General features: G+C 69.2%; 13 protein-coding genes. 4 read left to right on the top strand and 9 right to left on the bottom strand.

Annotation, left to right across the window (positions count from 1 at the left end):
* Positions 1–13 precede the first annotated feature (13 nt).
* Genes D7V97_RS02760 through D7V97_RS02725 form a run of 8 tightly spaced genes read right to left on the bottom strand, consistent with a single transcriptional unit; the run spans position 14 to position 10,037 of the window.
* Positions 14–2,191, bottom strand: a complete 2,178-nt coding sequence (locus D7V97_RS02760; RefSeq protein ID WP_120609013.1) for a 3-hydroxyacyl-CoA dehydrogenase NAD-binding domain-containing protein — start codon at positions 2,189–2,191, stop codon at positions 14–16.
* A gap of 37 nt (positions 2,192–2,228) precedes the next feature.
* A complete protein-coding gene (locus tag D7V97_RS02755; RefSeq protein WP_120609012.1) occupies positions 2,229–3,440 on the bottom strand; it encodes an acetyl-CoA C-acetyltransferase in 1,212 nt (403 codons plus the stop codon).
* A 32-nt stretch (positions 3,441–3,472) separates the two neighbouring features.
* Complete coding sequence (locus D7V97_RS02750; RefSeq protein WP_120609011.1) at positions 3,473–4,621, bottom strand: acyl-CoA dehydrogenase family protein; 1,149 nt, start codon at positions 4,619–4,621, stop codon at positions 3,473–3,475.
* Positions 4,622–4,630: 9 nt separating this feature from the next.
* Positions 4,631–5,770, bottom strand: a complete 1,140-nt coding sequence (locus D7V97_RS46590) for an acyl-CoA dehydrogenase family protein (protein ID WP_120609010.1) — start codon at positions 5,768–5,770, stop codon at positions 4,631–4,633.
* A gap of 31 nt (positions 5,771–5,801) precedes the next feature.
* Positions 5,802–7,640 carry a long-chain fatty acid--CoA ligase gene (locus D7V97_RS02740; protein ID WP_120609009.1) on the bottom strand — a complete coding sequence of 613 codons (1,839 nt, stop codon included), beginning with the start codon at positions 7,638–7,640 and terminating at the stop codon, positions 5,802–5,804.
* A gap of 50 nt (positions 7,641–7,690) precedes the next feature.
* Entirely contained in the window at positions 7,691–8,521 is an 831-nt protein-coding gene (locus tag D7V97_RS02735; RefSeq protein ID WP_120609031.1) for an NAD(P)-dependent oxidoreductase, read from the bottom strand.
* Positions 8,522–8,529: 8 nt separating this feature from the next.
* The gene (locus tag D7V97_RS02730) at positions 8,530–9,201 is read right to left on the bottom strand and encodes a TetR/AcrR family transcriptional regulator (RefSeq protein WP_120609008.1); all 672 of its coding nucleotides are present in this window, start codon (positions 9,199–9,201) and stop codon (positions 8,530–8,532) included.
* Positions 9,198–10,037 (bottom strand): enoyl-CoA hydratase-related protein, encoded by an 840-nt coding sequence (locus tag D7V97_RS02725; RefSeq protein ID WP_120609007.1) that lies wholly within the window; start codon positions 10,035–10,037, stop codon positions 9,198–9,200. The genes D7V97_RS02730 and D7V97_RS02725 overlap by 4 nt, the downstream gene beginning before the upstream one ends.
* Positions 10,038–10,147: 110 nt before the next feature.
* Between D7V97_RS02725 and D7V97_RS02720 the strand changes: the two genes are divergently transcribed.
* The 4 genes from D7V97_RS02720 to D7V97_RS02705 are packed head-to-tail and all read left to right on the top strand — an operon-like array spanning position 10,148 to position 13,533.
* Positions 10,148–10,921, top strand: coding sequence for an SDR family NAD(P)-dependent oxidoreductase (locus D7V97_RS02720; protein WP_120609006.1), 774 nt, complete (start codon positions 10,148–10,150; stop codon positions 10,919–10,921).
* A 17-nt stretch (positions 10,922–10,938) separates the two neighbouring features.
* Positions 10,939–12,144 (top strand): acyl-CoA dehydrogenase family protein, encoded by a 1,206-nt coding sequence (locus D7V97_RS02715; protein WP_120609005.1) that lies wholly within the window; start codon positions 10,939–10,941, stop codon positions 12,142–12,144.
* Positions 12,126–13,157: a phosphotransferase family protein gene (locus D7V97_RS02710; protein ID WP_233582475.1), complete on the top strand. Its 1,032-nt coding sequence runs from the start codon at positions 12,126–12,128 to the stop codon at positions 13,155–13,157. The genes D7V97_RS02715 and D7V97_RS02710 overlap by 19 nt, the downstream gene beginning before the upstream one ends.
* The gene (locus D7V97_RS02705) at positions 13,150–13,533 is read left to right on the top strand and encodes a DUF6285 domain-containing protein (RefSeq protein WP_120609003.1); all 384 of its coding nucleotides are present in this window, start codon (positions 13,150–13,152) and stop codon (positions 13,531–13,533) included. Before D7V97_RS02710 ends, D7V97_RS02705 begins: the two co-directional genes overlap by 8 nt.
* Here the strand turns inward: D7V97_RS02705 and D7V97_RS02700 are convergent.
* Positions 13,497–14,858: an FAD-binding oxidoreductase gene (locus tag D7V97_RS02700; RefSeq protein ID WP_120609002.1), complete on the bottom strand. Its 1,362-nt coding sequence runs from the start codon at positions 14,856–14,858 to the stop codon at positions 13,497–13,499. The two genes, D7V97_RS02705 and D7V97_RS02700, sit on opposite strands and share 37 nt — an antisense overlap.
* Positions 14,859–14,916: the final 58 nt, after the last annotated feature.

Below are 14,916 nucleotides of genomic sequence, written 5' to 3'. Positions count from 1 at the left end.
CCGAGGGAGGTGGTTACTGCAGGAGTTCGCCTTTTTCGGCCTTCGCGACGAGCGACGCGGGCGGCAGGAAGTGCTTCCCGTAGCGCTCCGCCAGCTGGCGCGCGCGGAGCACGAAGCCGCGCGGCCCCGTGCCGGTGGGCCCTTCGTAGCCGTTGATGTACTGCACGACGCCGCCCGTCCACGGCGGGAAGCCGATGCCGAGGATGGAGCCCACGTTCGCGTCCGCGACGGAGCGCAGCACGCCTTCGTCGAAGCACCGCACCGTGTCGATGGCCTCCGCGAACAGCATCCGCTCCTTCATGTCCTCGAAGGGGATGGTGTGGCCGGGCTTCGTGTAGTGCTGGGTGAGCCCCGGCCACAGGCCCGTGCGCTTGCCATCCGCGTAGTCGTAGAAGCCGCCGCCGGTGGAGCGGCCCTTGCGCTGGTGCTGGTCGATCATCGCGTCCATCACCGCGTAGCTGCCGTGCACCTCCCACTTCTGGCCCGACGCCTCCACGGCGGCCTGGGTCTCCAGGCGGATCTTCCGGGGCAGCGTCAGCGTCAATTCGTCCACCAGCTGGAGCGGGGCGGCGGGGTAGCCCGCCTGGAGCCCGGCCTGCTCGATGGACGCGGGCGCAATGCCTTCGCCCACCATGGCGATGGCCTCGTTGAGGAACGTGCCAATCACGCGGCTGGTGAAGAAGCCCCGGCTGTCATTGACGACGATGGGCGTCTTGCCAATCTGCACCGCGATGTCGATGGCCTTCGCGAGCGTCGCGTCACTGGTCTGCTTGCCCGCGATGAGCTCCAGCAGCGGCATCTTGTCCACGGGGGAGAAGAAGTGCATCCCGACGAAGTCGGGCGGCCGCGTCACCCCTTCGGCGAGCAGGGAGATGGGCAGGGTGGAGGTGTTGGACCCGAGCACCGCGTCCGGGGCCACCACGCCCTGCACCTCCTGGAACACCTTGTGCTTGAGCTTCACGTCCTCGAACACAGCCTCGATGACCAGGTCGCAGCCCGCGAGCGCGGCGGGGTCCGCGGTGGGGGTGATGCGCGCGAGCAGCGCGTCGCCCTTCTCCTTCGTGGTGGAGCCCTTCTGGACGGCCTTCTCCACGAGCTTCACCGAGTACTGCTTGCCCTTCTCCGCGGAGGCGAGGCTCACGTCCTTGAGCACCACGTCGATGCCGGCCTTGGCGCACACGTAGGCGATGCCCGCGCCCATCATCCCGGCGCCGAGCACGCCGACCTTCTTCGCCGTGTGCTGCGGGAAGCCCTTGGGCCGGCCGCCACCGGAGTTGATGTGCTGCATGTCGAAGAAGAACGCCTGCATCATGTTCTTCGCGACCTGGCCGGTGGCCAGCTCCGTGAAGTAGCGCGACTCGATGGTGAACGCGGTGTCCACGTCCACCTGCGTGCTCTCCACGGCCACCGCCATGATGGCGCGGGGGGCCGGCATGTTCGCGCCCTTCAACTGCTTGCGCAGGTTGGCCGGGAACGCGGGCAGGTTCGCCGCGAAGGAAGGGGAGGACGGGGTGCCGCCCGGAATCTTGTAGCCCTTCGCGTCCCACGGCTGCTGCGAGCTCGGGTTCGCCTTCACCCACGCCTTGGCCGCGGGCAGGAGCGCGTCCACCGACTCCACCACCTCGTGCACGAGGCCCAGCTCCTTCGCCTCCTGCGGGCGGTAGCGCTGGCCCTGGAGCAGGACCTTCATCAGCGCGTCCGTGATGCCCAGCATGCGCACCGTGCGCACCACGCCGCCGCCACCGGGCAAGAGCCCGAGCGTCACCTCCGGCAGGCCAATCTGGGCGCCCTTGACGTCCGCGAGGATGCGCCGGTGACACGCGAGCGCGATCTCCAGCCCGCCGCCCATCGCCGCGCCGTTGATGGCAGCGACCACGGGCTTGCCCAGCGTCTCCAGCGTGCGCAGCTGCGCCTTGATCTCCTCGCCCAGCTCGAAGACGTTCTTCGCGTCCTCCTTCTTCACGCGGCGCAGGTCGTTCAGGTCGCCGCCCGCGAAGAATGTCTTCTTCGCGGAGGTGATGACGACGCCGGTGATGCTCGCCTTCTCCTGGACCAGCCGGTCCACCGCCGCGCGCATGGACTTCACATAGGCGGCGTTCATCGTGTTCGCGGACTGGCCCGGGTCATCCATGGTCAAGACCACGATGCCGTCGGCGTCTTTTTCCCAGCGCAGGGTGTTCTGTTCGCTCATGAGGATTTGCTCGAAGGGTGTCGAAAGGGGGTGGGGTTCAGACGCGCTCGACGAGGGTGGCAACGCCCATCCCACCGCCGACGCACAGGGTGACGACCGCGCGGCGCGCCTGGCGCCGCTCCAGCTCGTCCACCACGGTTCCAAGAATCATGGCGCCGGTGGCGCCCAGCGGGTGGCCCATGGCGATGGAGCCGCCGTTGACGTTGAGCTTCTCGTCCGGGATGCCCAGGTCCTTCTGGTACTTGAGCACCACGGAGGCGAAGGCCTCGTTGAGCTCGAAGAGGTCGATGTCCTTCACGCTGAGGCCGGCGATGCTCAGCAGCTTCTGGGTGGCCGGGATGGGGCCCGTGAGCATGATGGTGGGGTCCGAGCCGGACGTGGCGATGGCGGCGATGCGCGCCCGCGGCGTGAGGCCCAGCGCCTTGCCGACCTTCTCCGAACCCACCAGGACGAGCGCCGCGCCGTCGACGATGCCGGAGGAGTTCCCCGGGGTGTGCACGTGGTGGATCTTCTCCACGAAGTGGTACTTCTGCAGCGCCACCGCGTCGAAGCCGCCGGCCTCGCCCATGGCGGTGAAGGACGCGTTGAGCTGACCGAGCGACGCCACGGTGGAGTCCGGGCGCATGTGCTCATCGCGGTCGAGCACGGTGAGGCCGTTCTGGTCCACCACCGGGACGACGGACTTCTTGAAGTAGCCCTCCGCCCACGCCTTCGCCGCGAGCGCCTGCGACCGCGCGGCGTAGCGGTCCACGTCCTCGCGGGTGAAGCCCTCCATCGTCGCGATGAGGTCCGCGGAGATGCCCTGCGGCACGAAGTAGGTGTCGTAGTTGGTGGCCGGGTCCAACGCCCAGGCGCCGCCGTCCGAGCCCATGGGGACGCGCGACATGCTCTCCACGCCGCCCGCGATGACCAGGTGCTCCCAGCCCGAGCGCACCTGCTGCGCGGCCAGGTTCACGGCCGTGAGGCCGGAGGCGCAGAAGCGGTTGAGCTGCACGCCGCCGGTGGTCTCCGCGAGGCCCGCCGCGAGCACCAGCGTCCGGGCGATGTCCGCGCCCTGGTCCCCCACGGGGGACACGACGCCCAGCACCACGTCGTCGATGCGCTGGGGGTCCAGGTTCGGGTTGCGCTGCTTGAGCGCCTCCACGAGGCCGACGAGCAGCGACACCGGCTTGGTGCCGTGCAGCGCGCCCTTCTTGCCCTTGCCGCGAGGGGTACGAACGGCGTCGAAGATGAATGCTTCCTGGCTCACTCGGAGCCTCCTTGGAGATGCAGGTGATGGGTCTACAGGGAACGGGCGACGAGCTCTTTCATGACCTCGTTCGCGCCGGCGAAGATGCGCAGGACGCGGGTGTCCGCGAACAGGTGGGCGATAGGGTACTCCTTCATGTAACCGTACCCTCCAAACAGCTGCAGGCAACGGTCCACGACGATGCACGCCTGGTCCGTCACCCAGTACTTCGCCATGGCCGCCGTCGTCACGTCGAGCCTGCCTTCAAGGTGGGACACGATGCAGTCGTCGACGAAGGTGCGACACACCCGCCCCAGGGTCGCGCACTCCGCCAGCTCGAAGCGCGTGTTCTGCAAGGCGAACAGCGGCTTGCCGAAGGCGTGACGCTGCTTCGTGTACGCGACCGTCACCTCCACCGCGCGCTCCAGGCTCGCCATCCCGATGATCGCCGTGATGAGCCGCTCCGGCGGAAGCTGCTGCATCAGCTGCACGAAGCCCCGGCCCTCCTCGCCGCCGAGCAGGTTGACCGCCGGGACCTTCAGGTCGTCGAAGAAGAGCTCGGTGGTGTCCTGGCCCTTGCCCCCCAGCTTGTCGAGGATGCGGCCGCGCTGGAAGCCGGGCGTCGTGTCGGAGACCTCGGCGCACAGCAGTGAGATGCCCGCGTGGCCCTTCACGTCCCCCGTCCGCACCACGAGGATGATGAAGTCGCAGACGTGGCCGTTGGAGATGAACGTCTTCGAGCCGCTCACGCGGTAGAAGTCACCCTCACGCACCGCGCGGGTGGTGATGGCCTGGAGGTCCGAACCCGTCCCCGGTTCGGTCATGGCGATGGCGCCCACCCACTCGCCGCTCGCGAGCCGGGGCAGCCACTTCTGCTTCTGGGCCTCGGACGCATAGGCGAGGAGGTAGTGCGCGACGATGGTGCTGTGCACCGCGAAGCCCATGGAGGGGTCGCCCGCGCGGATCTGCTCCTCGGTGAGGACTGCCTCGTGCGCGAACGTGCCGCCGCCGCCGCCGTAGGCCTCCGGGATGGACATGCACAACAGGCCCAGCTCTCCGGCGCGCCGGTAGAGCGCCTTGTCCGGATACCCCTGCGCCACGTGCTTGGGCACGTTGGGGAGGACCTCCTTGGTGAAGTAGCTGGCCGCCAGCCCGCGCACCTGTTCGAGCTCGTCCGAGCTCCACCGGGGACGTGTCGTCATGTCTGTCTCCTAGAGTCCGAATGTCTTGCCAATGATGTCGCGCTGGATCTCGCTCGTGCCGCCGTAGACGGTGGAGATGACCGTGGCGCGCAGGTGCGACTCCATGTCGTATTCGGTCGCGTAGCCGTAGCCGCCCATCATCTGCATGCCCTCCAGGGCCACGCGCTTGGCGGTCTCCGTCGTCTTCAGCTTCGCCATCGAGGCCTCGCGGGGGAGGGTCCGCTCGGGGGCCTCGTCCGCCATGGCGGCCACGCGGTAGACGAGCAGCTCACAGCAATCCAGTTCGGTGGCGAGGTCCGCGATGCGGTGCTTGAGCGCCTGGAAGGAGCCGACGGGCCGGCCAAACTGCTTGCGCTCCTTCACGTAGGCGACGGCGTCATCGAACGCGCGCCGCCCACGGCCGAGCATGGCCGCGGCGAGGATGAGCCGCTCGCTGTTGAGCCCCGCCATCAACTGGGGCCAGGCGCGGTCCACCGTGCCCACGACAGCGTCCTCCGGCAGGAAGCAGTCGGTGAAGAAGACGTCGTTGACCTCCTTGCCGCCCATCGTGGGGATGCCGCGGATCTCCATCCCCGGCGTGCCCGCGGGGACGCAGAACAGGGTGAGCCCCTCGTGCCGTGTGCTCATGGCCTGGGTGCGGGCCACGAGCAGGATGTGGTCCGCGAGGTGCGCGTTCGAGCACCACGTCTTCTGTCCGTTGACGAGGAAGCCCCCGGCGGTGCGCGTGGCCCGGCAGGTGAGGGCGGCGACGTCGGAGCCCGCCCCGGGTTCGGAGATGGAGATGGCCTCCACGCGGCCCCGGGCAATGCCTCCCAGGATGGTCGCTCGCTGCGCCTCGGTGCCGAACTTCGCGTACGGGCCCGCGGCGACCGCCGTGGTGATGTAGCCGCCCACGGGGGCGAGTCCGTAGGCGGTCCGCTCCGCGAAGAGGCAGATGTCGGACATGCCACCGCCGGACCCGCCGTACTCCAGGGGCAGCCCCACGCCGAGCCAGCCCAGCTCCGCCATCTGGGCGTAGAGCGCGGGGCTGTGGGCCTCGGCGCCGTGGTTCGTCAGGGCGTCTCGCTGCGCGCGCGTCCCCGTCCTGGCGCGGCAGAACGCGTCGATGGCGGAAGCGAAGGCGGCCTGCTCCGGGGTTCTCGCATGCATGGGGCTCTCGTGGATCCGGTGGGTGGGGGCGTCAGGTGTTCGCGTAGAGCGCGGCGATGCGCTCGGCGTACTGCGCGAGGAGCACGCGGCGCTTGAGCTTGAGGGTGACCGTGAGCTCGCCCGTCGCGGGGGACCACGCCTCGGGCACCACCGCGAAGTGCTTGATCTGCTCCGCGCGGGACAGCCGGGCGTTGGCCGTGGCGACGAGCGCATCGAGCTCGGCGCGGACCCGGGCATCCCGCGCGAGGTCGGCGAGCGACTCCGACGCGAGGCCCTGGGCCCGGGCCCACAGCGGCGCGACCTCCGGGTCGAGCGAGACGAGCGCCGTCACGTAGGGGTGGCCGTCGCCAATCGCGAGCGCCTGTCCCACGAGGGGGTGCGCGCGCAGCATGCCTTCGAGCCGGGAGGGCGCGATGTTCTTCCCGCTTGAGGTGATGAGCAGCTCCTTCTTGCGGTCGGTGATGGTGAGGAACCCGTCCGCGTCGAGCGTGCCGATGTCGCCGGTGGCGAGCCACCCGTCCCCGTCCACCCCGCTGACGACCTGCCCGTCCGCGGCGAGGTACCCCGAGAACACCACGGGGCCACGGACGAAGATTTCACCGTCCCGTGCCAGCCGCAGCTCCAGCCCGGGGATGGGCCGGCCCACGGCGCCCAGCCGGAAGTCCGCGGGCGTGTTGATGGTCGCGCAGCCGGTGGTCTCGCTCATGCCCCAGACCTCCAGCACCTGGATGCCGAAGCCCCCGAGGTACTCGAGGATCTCCACCGGGATGGGCGCCGAACCGCTGCTGGCCCATTCGAGCGCGTCCAGGCCCAGCGTCTTGCGCAGGGGGGCGAGGACGCGGGCCTCCGCCTCCGCGACCTGCTGCAGGAGCTCCGGAGGCACGGCCCGTCCGGAGCCCTGGAGCCGGAAGGCCTCCAGGGCCAGCGCATGGGCCGCGAGCAGGGGCTCGCGCCGTGAGGCATCGAGCGCACCCACCTTCGCCCTCAAGCCGCCCGCGAGCTTCTCCCAGAAGCGCGGCACGCCGAAGAACGCGGGCACGCGTGCCCGGGCCAGGAGCGGCATCAGGTCCGCGGGATCCGCGCAGATGTGGACGTGCAGCGCCTTGTAGAGCGCGCGGTACAGCCCGAGCTCGCGCTCCGCGACATGCGCGAGCGGGAGATAGGCGATGGACGGCACCCGCATCGGGACTGGGATGGAGGCGTCCACGGCGATGGCCTCGTAGAAGGCGTTGCGGTGGCTCAGCACCACGCCCTTGGGGTCGCCGGTGGTGCCCGACGTGTACATCATCGCGATCGGGTCCTCGGGCCGGATGTCCTTCCAGCCGTCCTCGAACACGCGCGGCGCCGCCTGGTGCAACGCCTGTCCCCGGGACTCGACCTCCGCGTAGGAGACGAAGCGCGCGTCCCCGGCGGGGAGGGCGGAAGGGTCCAGGACGATGATGCGCTGGAGCGCCCCCAGCGTTTCGAGCACCGGCCACCACCGCGCGACCTCGTCCCGGCCCTCCAGCACCACCACCGTGGCCCCGCTGTGCCGCGCGACGTAGCCCACCTGTTCGGTGCTCAGGGTCTGGTACGCGGTACAGGGAATGGCGGACAGGTGGACCGCGGCGTGGTCGACAATCCAATGCTCCGGCCGGGCGGACATCATGATCATCATCCGCTCGCCCTTCTTCAGCCCCAGCGCGTCCAGGCCCCGGGTGAGCGCGGCGGTCCTCTCACGCAGCTGCGCCCAGGTGAGCGTCCTGTCTCCGATGGTGAGGGCGGGGGCGTCCGCGTATTCCTCGGCGTTGCGTTTGAGGAGGAGCGGCAGCGTGAGCTTGTCCGCCAGGGATTGGCACTGCGCCTCCAGGTCTGCGCGCGACGGATCCATGGGCACCTCCTCCGATGCGTTGGGCAAAACGTGCTGTGGCGCTCCCCCCGTCAGGGGTCGACGTAGAGGTCGAGCACGACGTCGGGGCCGCCGCCATAGCGGCTGAAGTCGGTGACGCCTTCGGCGCGGAGGACGTCTTCGTCGATGAAGGTCTGTCCGGTGCATGTCCGCGGCGGGCGCTGGAGGAGCGCCACGGCCGCGTCGGCCATGATCTCCGGCGCGCGGGCCCGCTGCATCGACGTGTCACCGCCGAGCAGGTTCCTCACGGCGGCGGTGGCGATGAGCGTCCGGGGCCAGAGCGCGTTCGCGCCAATGCCAGCCTCCGCGAACTCCGCGGCCCAGCCGAGCGTGAGCAGCGTCATGCCGTACTTGGCGAGCGTGTACGCCGGATGCAATCCCATCCACTGTGGCGCGAGGTTGATGGGCGGCGACAGCGAGAGGATGTGCGGGTGGGGGGAGCGGCGCAGGTGCGGGAGCGCCGCGCGCGTCAGGAGGAACGTCCCGCGCAGCTGGATCTGCTGCATCAGGTCGAACCGCTTGACGGACAGCTCCTCCGTCTTGAGCGGAGCCAGGGCGCTCGCGTTGTTGACGCAGAAGTCGATGCCGCCAAAGCGCGCCACGGTCGCGTCCACGGCGCGCTGCACGTCCGCCTCGTCGCGCACGTCCCCCACCACGGCGAGCGCCTGGCCCCCCGCGGCTTCGATCTCCGCGGCGGCCGTGTGCACCGTCCCGGGCAGCCGGGGATCCGGGGTGTCTGTCTTCGCCAGGAGCGCGACGTTGGCGCCCAGCCGTCCCGCCGCGACCCCGATGGCCAGCCCGATGCCGCGGCTTCCGCCGGACATCAGCAGCGTGCGGCCCGCGAGCGGACCCTGGGGTGCCAGTCTTTCCGTCACCGCTTGGGCCCCGTCTTCGGCGCCCGGGTGTCACCGCGCGCGGGGCCGTCCTGCTTCGCCAGCTGGGAGAAGACGTCGCGCACGATGACGATCAGCGCTTCGCTCAGGAGCAGCTGGGTGTCCTCGCGGGAGAGCGTCCCGCCGCGGATCCACTCACGGATGGAGGCCTTCACCAGCCCGCCGTAGGAGCGCATCATCGCCCGGTGGCGCGCGTCGTTCCCGACCTCGACCTTGAGCCCCAGGAACTCGAGCGTCTTCGCGGCGGCGACGTCGTCCGCCTCGGAGATGATGCGCTCCAGCTCCGGGTCGGAGCCAATGCCTCCCATGCCGGTGACGGCCACGTAGGTCTTTCCGTGGGTCGCCACGGTATCGAGGTACCACTCGACGCTGCGCTCCACCCGCTCCCGCAGGGTTCCCGTCATGGTCACGCTCTCCTCCAGGCCGGGCATGAGCAGCATCCTCTTCACGACCTTCAGATAGAGGTCCCGCTTCTGCCCGAAGTAGTGGTTGAGCAGCCCCCGGGCGACGCCTGCCTCCCGGGCGATGTCCGTGGTGGAGACCTCCGCGTAGGGGCGCTCACCGAACAGCCGCGTGGCGCATTCGAGGATCTGCTCCCTGCGCGCGTCGGGTTCGAGCCGCTTCCAGCGGGGCGAGGCGGCCGGGCTCATGGGTGCTCCCTCCAGGGGAGGAAGGCGGGCAGGTCCTGCGTCACCGTCCGGGAGAACTTCGCGGGTCGCTTCTGCATGAAGGCCATCACGCCTTCTAGCGCATCCGCGCTCTCTCCCAGGCTGGCGATGAGCTGGCTGTCGAGCTCGAAGGCGGGCTCGGGTGAGGGCAGGGCGCTCATCCGGTAGAGGGCCTGGCGGATGACGGCCACGGAGACGGGCGCGGTGGTCTCCACCAGCTCGCGGGCGAGCGCATGCGCGGCATCGAGCAGCGCTTCCGGTTCGTGGAGGGACCGGACCAGCCCTGCCCCGAGCGCCTCCTCCGCGGGGATGAGCCGGCCGCTCACCATCCAATCCAGCGCGCGGCCCATCCCGACGATGCGCGGCAGGAACCAGCTGGAGCCCGCTTCCGGATAGATGCCCCGTCGGCTGAAGACGAAGCCGAAGCGGCTGGTCTTCGCGGCCAGGCGGAAGTCCGCGGGGAGGATCATCGTGGAGCCGACGCCCACCGCGGCCCCCTGGATGGCGGCGATGATGGGTTTGCGCAGCGCGAACATCTGGCGCGTCACCCGCGTCGCGGGTTCGACCCAGTCGCCCTCGGGAGCCTGCGTCTGCGTCACCTCGAGCGAGCTGCCGCTCAGGTCCGCGCCCACGCAGAAGTCCTTCCCCGCGCCGGTGAGGATGACCACGCGCACGCCTTCGTCCGCATCCGCGGCGGAGAGCGCGTCCGCGAGCTCATCCGCCATCTTCACGGTGAAGCCGTTGCGCGCCTCGGGGCGGTGCAACTCCAGGGTGGCGACCCGGTCCGCGACTGAAAACCGGATGTGCTCGTAGCTCATGGCGGGGGCCTCTTTGCTCCTGTCAGCGGCATGATGGTAGCTTGTTGGCACAGCGTCAACAGTAAGTGTCTTTGGAAATGCCGTTTGGCTTTCGACCGTTTGCGTCATCCATGACTCCATCTTCCTTCAGTCTCGAGGGCCGTCGCGCCCTGATCACCGGCGCCTCCAGTGGGTTGGGGCTGCACTTCGCCGGGGTGCTGGCGCGAGCGGGCGCCGAGGTCGTATTGGCGGCGCGCGGTGCCAACAAGCTGGCCGCTGAAGTCGAACAGCTGCGGGCGTCAGGGGCGCGGGCCCATGCGGTGTCGCTGGATGTGACCCGCTCCGAGTCCGTGCAGGCAGGCGTGGCCGAGGCTGAAAGGCTGGCGGGCGGAGTCCTGGACGTGCTGGTGAACAACGCGGGGGTGTCCGGCGAGCACTTCTTCCTCCAGGTGGAGGAGCCCGAGTGGGATGCCGTGATCGACACCAACCTCAAGGGCGCCTATCTGGTGGCCCGGGCCGTGGCGCGTCGGCTGGTGGAGGCAGGCACGCCCGGCAGCATCATCAACATCGCCTCCATCCTGGGGCTGCGCGTGAGCGGTTCGGTGTCGCCCTACTGCGCTTCCAAGGCCGGGTTGATCCACCTCACCAAGGCCATGGCGCTGGAGCTGGCGCGTCACCGGATCCGCGTGAACGCGCTTGCGCCGGGCTACATCGAAACCGATCTCAACCGCGGGTTCTTCGAAAGCGGCGCTGGTCAGAAGATGATGGCGCGCATTCCCTTCCGCCGGCTCGGCCTCCTGCGAGAGCTGGAGGGACCGCTGCTGCTGCTGGCATCAGAGGCCGGCAGCTACATGAGCGGCAGTGTGCTGGAAGTGGATGGCGGCCACCTCTGCTCCACCCTGTAGTCCTCCTGGAGTCCCTGATGGATTTCTCCCTGTCTCCCGAAATCGAAGACCACCGGCTGCGGGTGCGAGCCTTCGTGGAGCAGCACGTGCTGCCGCTGGAAACCCAGCCAGACGTCTTCGACGCGCACGAGAACCTCCGTGAAGACGTGGTGGCCCGGGTGCGTGCCCGGGCCCGCGCCGAAGGGCTCTGGGCCTTCCAGATGCCGAAGGCGCGAGGAGGGCAGGGCCTGGGCGTGGTGGGCATGGCGGCCTGCTATGAAGAAGCCGCCCGTTCGCCCTTCGGTCCGGTGATGTTCAACGCCGCGCCTCCGGACGACGGCAACATGATCGTCCTGGAGAAGGTGCTCGCGACGGAGGCGCTGAAGGAGCGTTGGCTTCAGCCCATCATCGACGGCCGCGTGCGCTCGGCCTTCGCGATGACGGAGCCCGACGGCTGCGGCTCCGACCCCTCGCTGACCTATACGCGGGCGGAGAGGCAGGGTGACGAATGGGTCATCACCGGCCGCAAGTGGTTCATCACCGGCGCGCAGGGGGCGCAGCACTTCATCCTGATTGCCCGCACGTCCGAGGATGAGCGCAAGGGGCTCACCGCCTTCCTCTTCGATGCCAGTCAGCCCGGCTGGCGCATCGAGCGGCGCATTCCCATCATGGGCCCGGAAGAGCATGGCGGTCATTGCGAGCTCGTCTTCGAGGGGCTGCGCATTCCGGACGAGCACCGCCTGCTGGGCGTGGGTGATGGGCTCAAGGTCACGCAGATCCGCCTTGGCACCGCCCGCCTCACGCACTGCATGCGCTGGCTGGGGCTCGCCAAACGCTGCCTGGAGGAAGCGGGCGGCTATGTCACGCGGCGCATGAGCTTCGGGGAGACCCTGGCGCGGCATGAGGGCGTGCAGTGGATGCTGGGCGACGTCGCGAAGGATGTTCACATCGGCCGGTTGCTCACGATGAGCGCCGCCTGGAAGCTGGACCAGGGTGACTTCGCTCGCGCCGACATCTCCATCGCGAAGATGCACGTGGCGGACACCCTGCACAAAGCCGCGGACACGGCCATCCAGTTGATGGGGGCCCGCGGCTACTCCAAGGACACCCTCGTCGAGTGGATCTACCGCTACGCCCGCCAGGCGCGTCTGGTCGACGGCGCGAGCGAGATCCACAAGATGGTGCTGTCGCGCGCGTACCTGTCCGAAGGCCCGGAGTTCTTCAAGTGGGGCGTGTCCTCATGAGGGATGATCAGCGGCACGCGCTGGAGCAGTTCCTGGCCGCGAGAGCCGGCGCCAACGCGGTGCGGATCCACGAGGCGCGCCTGCTCTCCGGGGGCGCCATCCAGGAGAACTGGGCGCTGTCCGCCACCGTGACAGGAGGCCTGCATGAGGGCGTGCTGGAGTGCGTGCTGCGCTCGGATGCGCCGTCGGGCGTCGCCGTGTCACACAGTCGTGCGCAGGAGTTCGCCCTGTTGCAGGTGGCCTTCCGGGCCGGCGTGACGGTGCCGGAGCCCCTGTGGCTCGGAGACACCTCCGTATTCGGCCGTGACTTCTTCGTGATGCGGAAGGCGAAGGGGACGGCCTCCGGTCATCGCCTCGTGAAGGAGCCGGGCCTGGGCGGTGACCGGGAGGTGCTGGTGGAGCGCCTGGGGGAGGAGCTGGCGCGGCTGCACGCCGTCCGACCGCCGGTGGAAGGCCTCTCCTTCCTCCGGACTCCGACGCTGTCTCCCGCGCTCCAGGGCGTGAAGGACTCGCGTGAGTTCCTGGACGGCCATCACACGGCGTTCCCGGCGCTGGAGTGGGGCCTGCGCTGGCTGGAGCAGCACGCGCCGGCCACCCCGGAGCTGGTGCTCACGCATCGCGATTTCCGGACGGGGAACTACATGGTGGATGAGACGGGCCTCACGGCCGTGTTGGATTGGGAGTTCGCGGCCTGGTCGGATCCGCTGGAGGACCTGGGCTGGTTCTGCGCGCGCTGCTGGCGCTTCGGCCAGTTCGACGAGGAAGCGGGGGGCATGGGCTCCCGCGAGGCGCTGTTCCGGGGCTACGAGCGCGTGAGTGGCCGGCGTCCCGAGCGTGACGCCGTGTTCTATTGGGAGGTGCTCGCCCATGTGCGGTGGGCGGTGATCGCCGTGCAGCAGGGCGAGCGGCATGTCTCCGGACAGGAGCCGTCCCTGGAGCTGGCGCTGACGGCGCATGTCGTGCCGGAGCTGGAGCTGGAAGTCCTCCGCATGACCGGGGGCCGGCATGCGTGAGTGTCCCGACGGCGCCGCGCTGCTGGCGATTGCCCGCGAGGTGCTGCGCAAGGAGCTGTTGCCCCTGCTGCCCGGGGACAAGGCCTATGCGGCGTTGATGGTGGCCAATGCCATGGGCATCGCCGAGCGCCAGCTGCGCCAGGGCGAAGGCCCGCAGCAGAAGGAACAGCAGGCGTTGGCGGCCCTGCTCCAGCGCGAAGGGACGCTGGCGGAGCTGAACCGTGAGTTCGCTGCAAGGATCCGCCAGGGCGACTTCGACGAAGATGCCGAAGCCCGCCGGTTGCTCTGGGAGTCCACCGTGCAGCGGGTGCGTGAGAGCGCGCCCAAGGCCCTGGCGGCCTACAGCCCGAGCGCCGCCCGACACGTCTTCGTGTAGAGGTCCCGGAAGAGGTTGTCCGGGTCCGTACGCTGCTTCACGGCCTGATAGGTCTCCTTGTTCCAGAGGCTCCAGAAGGTCTCTTCGTCGTAGTAGTTGTATGAGATGAGCGTCTTCGTTCCGTTGACCCGTTGCAGCTCGTCCTCGAACTCCTTGTAGAGGTTGCGGCCCTCCGGCTGCGGGAGGCCGTAGACGGCCAGGTCGAGGAACAGCGGATCATGCACGCCGCCCCACCACCGCGGCGTCAGCCACTCGTAGTCCCGCATCCGACGGAAGGGCACGCACCACACCGGGTAGAAGTGCATCTCGCGGTGGTACCAGTCCATGAACTCGGCCGTGCGCGAGAAGGGCACGAACACATCCACGATGACGTTGGGGTTCTTCTCCGGCAGGAAGCGGTGGAAGCGGTTCGCGGCCCTCAGCACGCTGTCCGAGTGCACCAGCTTCCCGAACAGCGCCCGGCCAATGAAGCTCTTGGGTTTGACGTGGGTGACGCCCCGGTTGTAGCGGAAGAGGTAGTCGTAGGTCGTGAGGGAGTCCTCGGACAGGCGCGGGATGCTCTCGCAGTAGGCCTTGAGCCAATCGTACCGGCTCACCGCCGGGGCGCGCTCCACGAAGCGGCCCACGCACAGCACGTGCTTCGTCGGGGAGAAGATCTGCCCGTCCAGGTAGTCCACGTCCTGGGCGTTGAAGTGGCGCCAGATGCCCTGCTGGAACGCCTCCAGCGTGGCGTAGGTCTCATACGTCACGTGCACGTACGGCGCGACGCGGACGAGCTTGAAGCGCAGCTTGGAGAGGACGCCCAGCGTCCCGAACGAGCCGTGGATCATCTGGAACACCAGCGGGTGGTGCTGGGGCGAGCAGTGCAGCACCTCGCCCTTCGCGGTGATGATCTCGTACTCCAGGCACGTATCGTGGAAGCCTCCGTGGCGGAACGACATGGACTCGATGGAGCACCCCGCCACGGCACCGCCGAGCGTGATGGTCTTGTGCTCGGGGACGATGATGGGCGCCAGCCCATGGCGCAGCGTCGCCTGCACCACCTCGTCGAAGGTGACCGCGGGCTCGGCGGTGCAGGTCATCCCCACCGGATCGATCTCGAGGATCTGATCCAGGTCCCCCAGGTCGATCTTCTCGTCGGTCCGTCGCTTGTCGTTGCGCTTGGGCACCTGATGCGGCGGGGACTTCTTGCGGAAGGACACGGGGCGCGTGCCCGTCCGCGTCCGCAGCTGGCGTGCGATCCGCTCCACCTTCGCCTCGTGGAGCGACTCCTTCTGGGAGCGGTTCTCCGCGAACCGCACACCGGACGCTGACTCCATCGTCATCTGGATCCTCCGAACTTCCGTTGCGGCAAGGTGGGGGGAGGGCCCTCCGTGCGGGGAG

Origin of the sequence: Corallococcus sp. CA053C (genome assembly GCF_003611675.1) — a bacterium.
Taxonomy (GTDB): Bacteria; Myxococcota; Myxococcia; order Myxococcales; family Myxococcaceae; genus Corallococcus.
This window is presented reverse-complemented; position numbering and strand designations above follow the sequence as displayed.

What these genes read in the sequence shown, in the direction of transcription:
- D7V97_RS02760 (WP_120609013.1), bottom strand. Translation starts at nt 2,191, where the DNA reads ATGAGCGAACAGAACACCCTGCGCTGGGAAAAAGACGCCGACGGCATC.
- D7V97_RS02750 (WP_120609011.1), bottom strand. Translation starts at nt 4,621, where the DNA reads ATGACGACACGTCCCCGGTGGAGCTCGGACGAGCTCGAACAGGTGCGC.
- D7V97_RS46590 (WP_120609010.1), bottom strand. Translation starts at nt 5,770, where the DNA reads ATGCATGCGAGAACCCCGGAGCAGGCCGCCTTCGCTTCCGCCATCGAC.
- D7V97_RS02740 (WP_120609009.1), bottom strand. Translation starts at nt 7,640, where the DNA reads ATGGATCCGTCGCGCGCAGACCTGGAGGCGCAGTGCCAATCCCTGGCG.
- D7V97_RS02730 (WP_120609008.1), bottom strand. Translation starts at nt 9,201, where the DNA reads ATGAGCCCGGCCGCCTCGCCCCGCTGGAAGCGGCTCGAACCCGACGCG.
- D7V97_RS02725 (WP_120609007.1), bottom strand. Translation starts at nt 10,037, where the DNA reads ATGAGCTACGAGCACATCCGGTTTTCAGTCGCGGACCGGGTCGCCACC.
- D7V97_RS02720 (WP_120609006.1), top strand. Translation starts at nt 10,148, where the DNA reads ATGACTCCATCTTCCTTCAGTCTCGAGGGCCGTCGCGCCCTGATCACC.
- D7V97_RS02715 (WP_120609005.1), top strand. Translation starts at nt 10,939, where the DNA reads ATGGATTTCTCCCTGTCTCCCGAAATCGAAGACCACCGGCTGCGGGTG.
- D7V97_RS02705 (WP_120609003.1), top strand. Translation starts at nt 13,150, where the DNA reads ATGCGTGAGTGTCCCGACGGCGCCGCGCTGCTGGCGATTGCCCGCGAG.
- D7V97_RS02700 (WP_120609002.1), bottom strand. Translation starts at nt 14,858, where the DNA reads ATGACGATGGAGTCAGCGTCCGGTGTGCGGTTCGCGGAGAACCGCTCC.